14 protein-coding genes are annotated in these 11,585 nt (G+C 54.9%); 11 read left to right on the top strand and 3 right to left on the bottom strand.

Features of this window, described 5'->3' with window-relative positions:
• The first annotated feature begins 47 nt into the window (after positions 1-47).
• The 7 genes from F8N44_RS20385 (at position 48) to F8N44_RS20355 (ending at position 6,186) form a co-directional block, all read left to right on the top strand.
• Positions 48-518 (top strand): hypothetical protein, encoded by a 471-nt coding sequence (locus F8N44_RS20385; protein WP_150651558.1) that lies wholly within the window; start codon positions 48-50, stop codon positions 516-518.
• A gap of 102 nt (positions 519-620) precedes the next feature.
• A complete protein-coding gene (locus tag F8N44_RS20380) occupies positions 621-2,318 on the top strand; it encodes a copper resistance system multicopper oxidase (RefSeq protein ID WP_150651557.1) in 1,698 nt (565 codons plus the stop codon).
• A gap of 11 nt (positions 2,319-2,329) precedes the next feature.
• Positions 2,330-3,199, top strand: coding sequence for a copper resistance protein B (locus tag F8N44_RS20375; RefSeq protein WP_150651556.1), 870 nt, complete (start codon positions 2,330-2,332; stop codon positions 3,197-3,199).
• A gap of 31 nt (positions 3,200-3,230) precedes the next feature.
• The gene (copC, locus tag F8N44_RS20370; protein ID WP_038362456.1) at positions 3,231-3,605 is read left to right on the top strand and encodes a copper homeostasis periplasmic binding protein CopC; all 375 of its coding nucleotides are present in this window, start codon (positions 3,231-3,233) and stop codon (positions 3,603-3,605) included.
• A gap of 3 nt (positions 3,606-3,608) precedes the next feature.
• Positions 3,609-4,478, top strand: a complete 870-nt coding sequence (gene copD, locus F8N44_RS20365; RefSeq protein ID WP_150651555.1) for a copper homeostasis membrane protein CopD — start codon at positions 3,609-3,611, stop codon at positions 4,476-4,478.
• A gap of 59 nt (positions 4,479-4,537) precedes the next feature.
• Positions 4,538-5,329, top strand: a complete 792-nt coding sequence (locus F8N44_RS20360; protein WP_191630929.1) for a transporter substrate-binding domain-containing protein — start codon at positions 4,538-4,540, stop codon at positions 5,327-5,329.
• A 191-nt stretch (positions 5,330-5,520) separates the two neighbouring features.
• On the top strand, positions 5,521-6,186 hold the full coding sequence (locus F8N44_RS20355; RefSeq protein ID WP_150651553.1) for a TIGR02466 family protein: 666 nt from the start codon (positions 5,521-5,523) through the stop codon (positions 6,184-6,186).
• 21 nt (positions 6,187-6,207) lie between these two features.
• Here F8N44_RS20355 and lepB read toward each other — a convergent pair whose 3' ends face one another.
• From lepB to F8N44_RS20340, 3 genes are all read right to left on the bottom strand, one after another.
• A complete protein-coding gene (gene lepB, locus F8N44_RS20350; protein ID WP_150651552.1) occupies positions 6,208-7,005 on the bottom strand; it encodes a signal peptidase I in 798 nt (265 codons plus the stop codon).
• Positions 7,006-7,086: 81 nt separating this feature from the next.
• The gene (locus F8N44_RS20345; RefSeq protein ID WP_150651551.1) at positions 7,087-7,494 is read right to left on the bottom strand and encodes a hypothetical protein; all 408 of its coding nucleotides are present in this window, start codon (positions 7,492-7,494) and stop codon (positions 7,087-7,089) included.
• Positions 7,495-7,641: 147 nt separating this feature from the next.
• Positions 7,642-8,004 (bottom strand): DUF6124 family protein, encoded by a 363-nt coding sequence (locus tag F8N44_RS20340; protein ID WP_150651550.1) that lies wholly within the window; start codon positions 8,002-8,004, stop codon positions 7,642-7,644.
• Positions 8,005-8,872: 868 nt separating this feature from the next.
• Between F8N44_RS20340 and F8N44_RS20335 the strand changes: the two genes are divergently transcribed.
• The 4 genes from F8N44_RS20335 to F8N44_RS31405 all read left to right on the top strand — a co-directional run.
• The gene (locus F8N44_RS20335; RefSeq protein WP_150651549.1) at positions 8,873-9,538 is read left to right on the top strand and encodes an HNH endonuclease; all 666 of its coding nucleotides are present in this window, start codon (positions 8,873-8,875) and stop codon (positions 9,536-9,538) included.
• Entirely contained in the window at positions 9,535-9,954 is a 420-nt protein-coding gene (locus F8N44_RS20330) for a hypothetical protein (protein WP_150651548.1), read from the top strand. Before F8N44_RS20335 ends, F8N44_RS20330 begins: the two co-directional genes overlap by 4 nt.
• A 459-nt stretch (positions 9,955-10,413) precedes the next feature.
• The gene (locus tag F8N44_RS20325) at positions 10,414-11,163 is read left to right on the top strand and encodes a hypothetical protein (RefSeq protein ID WP_150651547.1); all 750 of its coding nucleotides are present in this window, start codon (positions 10,414-10,416) and stop codon (positions 11,161-11,163) included.
• Positions 11,164-11,236: 73 nt separating this feature from the next.
• Positions 11,237-11,585 (top strand): hypothetical protein (locus F8N44_RS31405; protein ID WP_224794800.1); only part of this gene is annotated, 349 nt, incomplete at its 3' end.

Below are 11,585 nucleotides of genomic sequence, written 5' to 3'. Positions count from 1 at the left end.
TGAAAGGTCTACGATTAACAGGCAGACATCAAACCAAGGGATCCGAAATGAGTAAAGCAGACGAACTCGCCGCCAAACTCAAGCAAACCCGGCACACCCACGCGGATACCGCGCTGGAGATCGATTGCTGGCCGGCGCAGGTGTATGACCTGTACCACCGTATCGAAGCGTGGCTGCAACCGGTGACTGAGGTTGGTTTGAAGATTCGGCGCAATCCGACCCACGTTTGCGAAACGTCACCCGATGATGAATCCCACGATTACGCCATCGACCAACTGGTGATCGAGGCCAACCATCAAAGCCTGACATTCGATCCCATTGCGCGGTTTACCGAGGATGGCGCCGGCCGGGTGCAGATCATCCCGTCAGCCACGGACACCTATCTGCTGCGTACTGTGGATGAGCACGGTGAAAGCCATTGGTGGATGCAGTCGATTGAAACAGGCCAGCAGCTGGATGCCATCGCGCTGACCGAAAACAATCTTTTGCTCGCGGTGCAGGAAGGTCTCGGCCTGTAGGGCAAACGATCAAACTGTCAAAACTGTAATCTCCGCCTCAGCCAACTGAAAGCCGGCGCTGGTTAGCCTCCCCGTCATGAGTCAAACGGGGATTTCCAGCGCATGCCTTCCAACCCATCACGACGCACCTTCGTCAAAGGCCTCGCCGCCGGTAGCCTGCTCGGTGGCCTCGGCCTGTGGCGCACGCCGGTCTGGGCGCTGAATGCGCCCGGTCAGTTGCATGAACTGAGCGACAGCGACTTCGAGCTGTTCATCGGCGAAACTCCGGTCAACTTCACCGGCAGCCCGCGCACCGCCATGACCATCAACGGCAGCCTGCCCGGCCCGCTGCTGCGCTGGCGCGAAGGCGACACGGTGACGCTGCGGGTGCGCAACCGGCTCAGCGCCAGCACCTCGATTCACTGGCACGGCATTCTGCTGCCGGCGAACATGGACGGTGTACCCGGCCTGAGTTTTCACGGCATCGAACCGGGTGGCGTGTACGTCTATCAATTCAAGGTGCGGCAGAACGGCACCTACTGGTATCACAGCCATTCCGGGCTGCAGGAACAGGCCGGCGTGTACGGCCCGCTGGTGATCGACGCCAGGGAACCGGAGCCGTTCCAGTACGACCGCGAGTTCGTGGTGATGCTCAGCGACTGGAGCGACGAAGACCTGACCAGCCTGATGAAAACCCTGAAAAAACAGTCCGACTACTACAACTTCGACAAACGCACCGTCGGCGATTTCATCAACGATGTCAGCGAGAAAGGCTGGGGCGCCACCGTTGCCGATCGCAAGATGTGGGCAGAAATGAACATGAATCCCACCGACATCGCCGACGTCAGTGGCGCCACCTACACCTTCCTCATGAATGGCCACGCGCCGGACAACAACTGGACCGGCCTGTTTCGCCCCGGGGAAAAACTGCGTCTGCGCCTGATCAACGGCTCGGCCATGACCTACTTCGACGTGCGCATTCCCGGGCTGAAAATGACCGTGGTCGCGGCGGATGGCTTGCACGTCAAACCGGTCAGCGTCGATGAATTGCGCATCGCCGTGGCCGAGACTTACGACGTCATCGTCGAGCCGGACGCCGAGGCGTACACCCTGTTTGCCCAGGCCATGGATCGTACCGGTTATGCCCGTGGCACCCTCGCCACTCGCGCCGGGATATCTGCGCCCGTACCGGTTCTCGACCCGCGCCCGCTGGTGACCATGGACGATATGGGCATGGGCGGCATGGATCACGGCTCGATGGACATGAGTGCCATGGATCACTCGGCGATGGGCCCGATGCAATCCCATCCCGACAGCGAAAAAGACAATCCTCTGGTGGATATGCAAGCCATGACCACCGCGCCAAAACTCAACGACCCCGGCCTCGGTCTGCGCAACAACGGCCGTCGCGTGCTGACCTACGCCGACCTGCGCAGCACCTTCGAAGATCCGGATGGTCGCGACCCCAGCCGCACCGTCGAACTGCACCTGACCGGCCACATGGAAAAATTCGCCTGGTCGTTCAACGGCATCAAATTCTCCGACGCCGAGCCTTTGCGCCTGAAATACGGCGAGCGCATCCGCCTGGTGCTGGTCAACGACACGATGATGACCCACCCGATTCACTTGCACGGCATGTGGAGCGATCTGGAAGACGAAAACGGCGACTTCCAGGTGCGCAAACACACCATCGACATGCCGCCCGGCACCCGCCGCACCTACCGCGTGACCGCCGACGCACTCGGCCGCTGGGCCTATCACTGCCACCTCCTGTACCACATGGAAACGGGCATGTTCCGCGAAGTGCGGGTGGAAGAATGAACGGGCCGCTGATGACTCGACTCACCGCATTTTCCTTGCTGCTGGTCGGCAGTTCGGCGATGGCCGCCAGCGACATGCCGGGCATGGATCACAGCCAGATGGCGGGCATGGATCATTCCACGATGCAAAGTATGGACGACGGCATGATGCAGCCCGCCGCCCCGACGGAAAGCCGCACGCCGATCCCGCCACTGACCGACGCCGACCGTGCCGCCGTGTTCACCAGCCCCGGCGGTCATCAAGTCCACGACAGCGCGATCAACAGCTACTTCCTCGCCGACAAACTCGAATGGCAGGACGCCGATGACGGCAGCGCATTGGCTTGGGATCTGTCCGGCTGGATCGGTGGCGACATCGATCGGCTGTGGCTGCGCTCCGAAGGTGAACGCAGCAACGGCAAGACCGAAGACGCCGAGATTCAAGCGCTCTGGGGCCATGCGATATCGCCGTGGTGGGACGTGGTCAGCGGCGTGCGTCAGGACTTCAAACCCGGCGCGCCACAGACCTGGGCTGCATTCGGTGTGCAGGGCATGGCGCTGTACAACTTCGAAGCCGAGGCCACGGCGTTTATCGGTGAAGGTGGCCAGAGCGCGCTGCGGTTCGAGGGTGACTACGACATTCTGCTGACCAACCGCCTGATCCTGCAGCCCACCGCTGAACTCAACGTCTACGGCAAAAACGATGCGCAACGGGGTATCGGTTCCGGGCTTTCCAACAGCGAAGTCGGCTTGCGCTTGCGCTATGAAATCCGCCGCGAATTTGCGCCGTACATCGGCGTGACGTGGAACCGTACCTACGGCAACACCGCCGATTACGCCCGCGAAGAAGGCGAGGATCGCAGCGAAGCGCGCCTCGTGCTTGGCGTGCGGATGTGGTTCTGAATCCCCTAAAAAAACAAACCGGAGCTCTTGCATGCGCACCTTGAAAATCACCCTTGTACTCGCCAGCGGCTTGCTTCTGAGCAGCCTCGCTCAAGCCCACCCGAAACTGCTCTCGTCGAGCCCCGCCGAAGGTGCCGACGGCGCCGCGCCCGGCAAGATCGAACTGCATTTTTCCGAGAACCTGCTGACAAAATTCTCCGGCGCCAAACTGGTCATGACCGAAATGCCCGGCATGGCCCATTCGCCGATGCCAATGAAAGCCAAAGTCAGCGCCGGCAGCGACCCGAAAAGCATGCTGATCACCCCGCTCGCGCCGCTGCCCGCCGGCACTTACCAAGTCCAATGGCGCGCGGTGTCGTCCGACACGCACCCGATCACCGGCAACGTCACGTTCAAAGTGAAGTGAGCGATGGCTGAACTGATCAACATCATTCTGCGGTTTGCGTTGTATGTGGATTTGCTGCTGTTGTTCGGGCTGGCATTGTTTGCGCTGTACAGCGCTGATGCATTGCTGCGGTGTCGACCGCTGTTGCGCGGGATCGCATTGATCGGGGCGCTGCTATCAGCGGCGGGTCTGGTGCTGATGACTCGCGCCATGAGTGGCGAAACAGCGCTTGCGGCGTTGTGGCCGCACCTGCAAATGATGCTGCTGGAAACCGACGTCGGGATGGCGTGGGCAGTGCGGATGATCGCGCTGATCGTGGTGTTGATCAGGCCGGGTGCGTGGCTCGCATCGGTGGCTGGCGCCATCGCCCTCGCCTCTTTGGCCTGGAGCGGACATGGGGCGATGGACGAAGGAACACTGCGGTTCTGGCATTTTCTCAGCGACATTCTGCACCTGCTCGCGGCGGGCGCCTGGCTGGGTGCGATGCTGGCGCTGGTGTTGATGGCGCGGGGGCCGATCGATGCAGCTCGCATTCGTTCGCTGACGTTTGCGGTTCAGCGCTTTGAGTGGATCGGTGCAGCGATTGTGCTGACGCTGTCGATTACCGGCGTGGTGAATTATCTTTTCATCGTCGGCCCGAGGCTGGATGAAGGCTTGCTCGGCACTTACGGGGTGCTGCTCGCGATCAAGGTTTTACTGTTTGCCGGGATGTTGGTGTTGGCGGCGTTGAACCGCTTTCATCTTGGTCCGGCGTTGGCGCAAGCGTTGCGCAATGGACACTCTGTCATCGCGGCAAATGCCCTAAGACGCAGCGTTGTCGTTGAACTGGCAATGGCATTGCTGATCGTGGCACTGGTGGCGTGGCTAGGCACGTTAAGCCCGGACGCGGGATGACACCCGGGAAGGCCTTTCACTACACTGGGCCACCCTTCCTTCTCGGAAATCCGATCTCAATGACAATTCCAAAAAGCACGATGATCCTCTGCGGCGCGCTCACATTGGCCACTGCCGTTCAAGCGCAGGAACCCCCTTCGCACCTCGACAGCATCCAGCAACAAGGCCAGTTGCGCGTGTGCACCACCGGCGACTACAAGCCGTACACCTTCAAACGTCCCGACGGCGATTTCGAAGGCATCGACATCGCCATGGCCCGCTCGCTGGCCGACAGCCTCGGCGTCAAAGTGCAATGGGTGCAAACCACCTGGAAAACCCTGATGCCGGACATGCAGGCCGGCAAGTGCGACATCGGCATGGGCGGCATTTCGGTGACCCTCGAAAGGCAGAAAAAAGCCTACTTCAGCAACACCCTCGACACCGACGGCAAGATCCCGCTGGTGCGCTGCGCCGATGTCAGCAAGTACCAGACCGTCGAGCAGATCAACCAGCCCAACGTGCGTCTGGTCGAACCCGCCGGCGGCACCAACGAAGCCTTCGTCCACGCCTTCCTGCCCAAGGCGCAACTGGCCCTGCACGACAACGTGACGATCTTCCAGCAACTGCTCGACAACAAGGCCGACGTGATGATCACCGACGCCTCGGAAGCGCTGTATCAGCAGAAACTCAAGCCTGGCTTGTGCGCGGTGAATCCGCATCAGTATATGCAGTACGGCGAGAAGGCTTACCTGCTGCCGCGCGATGACATCAGCTGGAAACTGTATGTCGATCAGTGGCTGCACTTGAGCAAAGTCACCGGCAAGTATCAGCAGACCCTGAGCGAGTGGATTGCCGTACCTGCAGCGCAGTAATCCTTAATCGTCATGCAACAGGCCGGAGCGTTGCGGACCTCCGGCCAAGGTCAGATCCCGGTTAGTTGCTGTCAATGTCGCATTAATCCGGACATTTACAATAACTACGTCAGGTTTAACAAAGGTTTACATCAACTGTTTTTTTCGTTCGGTATCGTTATTGCAACTCACCGAAAGGAATCAAACTTCACATGCAGTCGGGCACCCAACTGGTCGATCCAGCACTGATAAACATTCGACGACTGTTCGCCACCCCATTGGCGAGTATCCAGCACCCGGGCGCAGAAAAACTCAATGCTGAGTTGAAAACCATCGTCGCCAATCGCATGGCTCAAGATCGCAACGGCACACAGCGCAGCAACGACGGCGGTTGGCAGTCAGCCAATGACTTCGCAACTTGGGAAGGTGACGCCTGCACAGCGCTGGTTGAATTTGCCAAAGCATTCGCCGGCCAACTCACCGCCGTTCATAGCGACCAATACGGGCTGACCGAGCCGCACTTCGAATGGAAGCTCAACGCCTGGGTAAACGTAAATGAAGCCGGCCACAGCAACTCACTGCATGGCCACCCCGGCGCGTTCTGGTCCGGCGTGTACTGGGTCGATGCCGGCGGACGAGAAGATGATCCGACCGTAGACGGAGACCTGGAATTCCTCGACCCACGCGGCATGGTCGCCTCGACCTACAACCCGGCCCTGCGCATGAGAGTCGAGGACTGCCTGACTGCCGGTTTCAGCACCGTCTGCGCCGCCAAAAGCGGAACATTCATCATGTTCCCCTCATGGCTGATGCATTCGGTACGACGCTTTGAAGGCAAGCGACCGCGCATATCCATTGCGTTCAACTTTGGCACTTGAGACGACTCAAGGCTGGGTAACTCAATGGAAAGCCGTACCGATCCGCGAGCGATCCTCTGAAAACCAGATTCCGGTGACTTTACCGGTAATGTCCTCGAGTGCGACCTGGCCCATAAAGCGGCTGTCGTTACTGACATCGCGGTTATCACCGAGCAGATAAACATGGTCCTTCTCGACCACCGTCGGCGGCGTTTGCAGATAACGAGGATCCTTCACGCGATCTGGCGGTGCAAAGAACAGCCCCATGTTTTCGCCGTTGCGAATGACCTTACCGTCAACAATCGACAAGGTATCGCCACCCACTGCCGCCACACGTTTGACCGCCTCCGTGCCGTTGTAGCGATAAGTCACAATGTCGCCCACCTGCGGCGCGTCGATGCGCATTTTGGTGACGATATAGTCACCGATCGAAAGGGTCGGAACCATCGAGCCAGAGGGGATGAAGTAAGTCTTGAACCCCAGCGTCGGGCCTCGCAGTGGTCCCAAAAGAATCAGCGTGAGGATGACCAGCGCCACCACGTAAAGCACATGGAAACGGGGGCTGGGGCTGTTCACCGGATGGTCGTTTCTACGCACCGATATCGCAGCTGCCGTGGCCGAGCCGAGTTTCACCAGGACGATAAACGTCGCGAAGACATACAGGCCCACTGGCGTGGCAGGCACCCCGCAGACACCGAGTAAAATCACCCCCAGATAAAGCAAAGCGGCAACACGCACCGCCCACTTCACCTGACCGGCATACACCAGACCCCAGCCGGCCACCAGGCACGACATCACGAATGCTTGCAGCGGTAACTTCGGCCTATCAGGAGTAGACATAAATTCTCTTCACGTAAATAGCTAACAATCAAGCGCCCGGCCTATTCAGCCAATAGGGCGCTACGGGCAATGCAGAGGGGGTTATTTAGCGGAAAAATAACCGGCCGTGCGCAATTGCAGGCTGTACACCCAGATACCAAACACCAGTGCATATTCTTTGAACATCGGCAGAGTGAGCAGATGCACAACCGAACCGCTGTTCATCTGCGACAGAGAAAAGGCAATTCCCAGGATCAACGCCAGAACAAAGCACAGAGAACTGATCTTCTTTCTCGCTAGCAACAGCAAGCCGCCGACAAACATCAACAACGCCACCACGCAGACGTTCAGCAGCATCAGAAACGAAATATCCCCTTCCCGCGCTTGCTGAAACCCGTCATGAGCCACCCACAGACCGGCCTGAATCAATACGACAAAGCAATAAAAAACGGCCATGAAGACAACGGCGGGACGTGTGTTGTACCAAGCTTGGGACGATGTAGCTTCCATGGTGCGGCGACTCCTGAGTAAAGGCGCGGAATGCTACTAAATGGCCATCACCCTGTCCATTTACTCGCCCTCCTCCCGGCTGTTTTGCTCAGCGCCAACAGCCCCTCCGTGGCAACGGCTAAGCCGTTCGCCACAAAGGGGGCTGATTTACGCTTTCACCTCAACGTTATCCAACGCCTGATTCACCGCCAACTCCCCCAGCATCACCACCTGCGCAATGCCGAGCGCGGTTTTGCGGTGCGAGGGGTCGAGTGCTGCGGCGAAGTTGTTGAGCATTTCCGAGGCGGAACTCAGCGTTTCACTGGCATTGGCCAGCAGGGATTCCGAGTCGTACTTTGGGTTGGCGAAGTACATGCGTTCGGGCTCGTTGACGCTGGACATGATGTGGCCGGCGGGAAGGAGGTAGTGATCGAGCGCGCGCTCGGCGGCTTCGTGGAGTTTTTTGGGGTTGAGGGATTCGTAGGGGGATGCGGGGTCGGTTTCTGGTGGATTCGGTGTTGGTTTGAACATGGTGTAACTCCTGACGGATGAACGAAAAGGAGCCATCACTCTCGCTACCAAACGAAGGGTGGAGGCCATACGCAGGTTGGTAGACCGGTCGTCAGGAACCCCGGCGCATCCGAAGACGCCCCGCGCATGACCACCATAAAACGAAGACGAGAAACGCCCTCGCAAGACAGTAGTCTTGTGCTTCTGACGGAGACGGGCTACCAAACCCGATCACTGCTTTTCAGTGACGTAGGGACGATAGAACCTGCGGGCTAGAGGCACAAGCCGGTGGATTCTGTCTTAGGTGTAGGGGGAGGCGCAAGGTGGTGTAGGGCATGGATGGGGACGCCGATACTTTTTTAAACAAACGCAGAGTTATTGAAAGACTTATATAGGTAATTTGAAAAAATTAGTAAATAGATCCGCCCCCCCTTTTCCCTAATTTAAACAGACACGTTTTTCCGTTTGGCAAGGCCTTACGGGCACGCTGATCGATCCAAGTGCTGCCAACAGCAATGAGAGCACTGCGTTCCCTTTTTCAAGCGCTGTCCGTCTCTCCGATGACGGATTGGATCTAAGATCCCTATCAAAGCCCCTGTTGCATTGCTCCATGCCGCTATAGTTTTATTTCGCGTACCAATTTCTAAGTAACTAGGACGTCTGCCTGTATCGGCGCTTTCAATAGCGCTTGGATGCTTCATGAGACGTGGTGTCCTGGACAGGTATATATCTCGATGTGCTTGCTCTTGGACGATTTCCAGTCAGAAAGCATGGATTGGCAGCGAAATATTCTTTGATATACAGCCTTCGGATATCGCACATAACAGCCTAGTCAGCTAACCTGATTTACGGCACGTTGGTTACTAATATTTATAGGGGCTGCTGCACCATGGCAATCAGCGACAACACCGTTAAGCTTTTATGGGGCCGCGCTGCAGGCACCTGTTCGAGTTGCAAGGATGATCTGACAGTACTCTTGGAAGACGGTCGCGGCTTCAATATTGGAGAAATGGCGCATGTCATCGCGAGTAGTCCATCCGGTCCGCGCGGTGTAGCCACCGGGGGTAGCGATGGCTATGAAAATCTGATTCTCCTCTGTCCGACTTGCCACCGCAAAATTGACAAGGCGCCTCCCGGCACCTTTCCTCCAGAGATGCTCCATGAGTGGAAAAAAGACCACGAAAAGCAAATTCGCGCAAACGGTGCAGCTTTAAAATTCTTAAGTGCTGACGAACTGAAGAAATATGTAACGCGGCTGTTAATCGAAAATAAGACACTATGGTCTCAGTTGGGACCGCGCTCCGAGATTGCCCAGACTGATCCAGGATCAAATTTGCACGAGCTTTGGGAGCTACGCAAACTAGATACCATCGTTCCGAATAATATCAAGATAGTTAATGCGATTGAGGCGAATATCATGCTGCTGACCACTCCGGAAACAGAGGCATTCTACCAGTTCAAGATGCATGCTCAGGCATTTGTACGCCATCAATACAGACGACTAGATACCTATCCCTTGTTCCCTTCGAATTTCGAGAGAATTATGCATCCATGAATAAGAATGGCAGCAATAGTTGGGGCGTAAGCTTTGCCCGGGTGTCGTGGTTAGAAAAACTACTACGCAATCACGGCAATACCGTTTCTTTATTAAGGCACGACGATCTTGTATTTGAAATTGTTCGCAAACAGCAGCGAGATCAAATCTCTGTTATTTGTTTAGATGAGTACACCATGGGTCTAACGGCTGTACAACGCGTGATTCATGAATTCGGCAAACCATCAATTATTTATATCGGAGGCGGATGGTGCGGCTACACAGAACAAGCAAAGCATTTTTGTTTAGCAGAGCGGATAGGTTTATATGTCACAGATGAAATGTCGGGAGCGCTCTGGGCAACTGACTATTGGGCTTATCACAAGAGGGATAAAGACGGCAGTCCAAGCTACTACATTAGCGGAGAACGGGCTTAAAACTGTATATGGTTTCGGATCATTTTTTCGATTTGAGCCTTATAACGACATCGACATACTTGCTGTCTTAACCGATGGTACGACCACCGCACTGAATAACTATTATACGCTAAGGTCTACACTTGAGGTCGCAACCGAACATCTTGAAGCACCCATTCACCTTACAATGTTGACATATACGGAATTCAGATCAAAACCTCTGAATTGCATGAACGAACTCATAATTCTATGGAGCGATGGGACATAGCCCTCATTCGCTGCGCGCAACAAACCGCAACCGCACAAAATATGCATCCGGGCACACCGAATCGAGTGCGATTATTGCGCTGACATTGAGGTACGAGGATAGGGACTCGACACCCTACCTATCCCGACGCAGTCCGATAAAGGCCGATACAGGCCGATGAAACAATGTCATCGCATCGATGATTTCTTCAAACAAGAACAGGTTCTCTGCACATGAGTATTCAGCCGGAAGTCTTTGAGTCAGTGAAAGAATTTTTGAAAGTCGCTCCCGGCTTAATACTTCTTCCTCTTTCTGGATATTTAGCATGGAAAAAAATAAGTAATAAGGTACTTGCTTCTTTTTCCACTTACCACAGTAGAACATCAGCATCACGAATTGGAAACATCGTACTAAGCAATCTTAAGGACAAACCTGTCCCCATATTCTCTATTTATGCAACAATTGATCGACATATTGCAATCAAAGTAGAGGAATTTAACCCACCAATAATACTTAAGGGCCTTGAGAGCTTAAGCATTGACACCTCACCAGTTTCGAATTACTACATAGGCAAGGACGAATACGAACCAAATTTCATGCCACCGCGAAAAATAGAACTCTATGTATTCAGCATCGGCCGCCCGATAAAATGCAAAATTACCAATTCACACTCGATAGAATCATTCAAAGAGTTCTCACACTACTCCACAGCTATATCCAGCACTAGAAAATTTAATGGATTCGTGTATAACGACAATGTTTTATACGCAATTATCTATCACTTCGAGGGAAAGCTTAAGACTGCCTTTGTAGAGGATGGAGGATTCATTACCAATGAATGGGACTTCCAATACAACATGATCCCAAAGGAGCAAATGAAGAACATCAGCGGGGTCATCGACTTTCTAAAACACTGCAAGTACAATGAACTATTCACAAATTTCAGCGTTATTTCGCCAACTGAAAATGAACGACGTCAATAGCCATCAACCCCCTTCCACTTGATTTCAAGTATAAAACAAAAAAAATTATCTACTATCGAGATGGAATAATTCAATGCTGCAATTTTTCGCAGACCAAATTGATCAGATGGATTTGGCACTTGACCAGCTTGCAATGCATGATAGAAACTTCGACCGCTTCGCGCTCATGCTTATCGACAATATTGTTGAACTCACACTCCACAAGTATGCACAAGACCGACTTTATGAAAACGACATGTGGAAACGTTTGTCCAACCCAAGTACTGACCCGAAGCTTGTAGCTGCCGCCCTCGGACAAAATTTTGATTCAAAAATAAAGCTCGCAAGAATTAAAAAACTCATATCACCGGCCACATGCGATAGCATCCAGTATTTACATAGTTTCAGAAACACCGCATATCATCGCGGACTTCGTCACGATG

It is taken from the genome of Pseudomonas fluorescens (genome assembly GCF_902497745.1).
Classification (GTDB): Bacteria; Pseudomonadota; Gammaproteobacteria; order Pseudomonadales; family Pseudomonadaceae; genus Aquipseudomonas; species Aquipseudomonas fluorescens_BM.
Note: the sequence above shows the minus strand (reverse complement) of the source record. Positions and strands in the feature narration are given on the sequence as shown.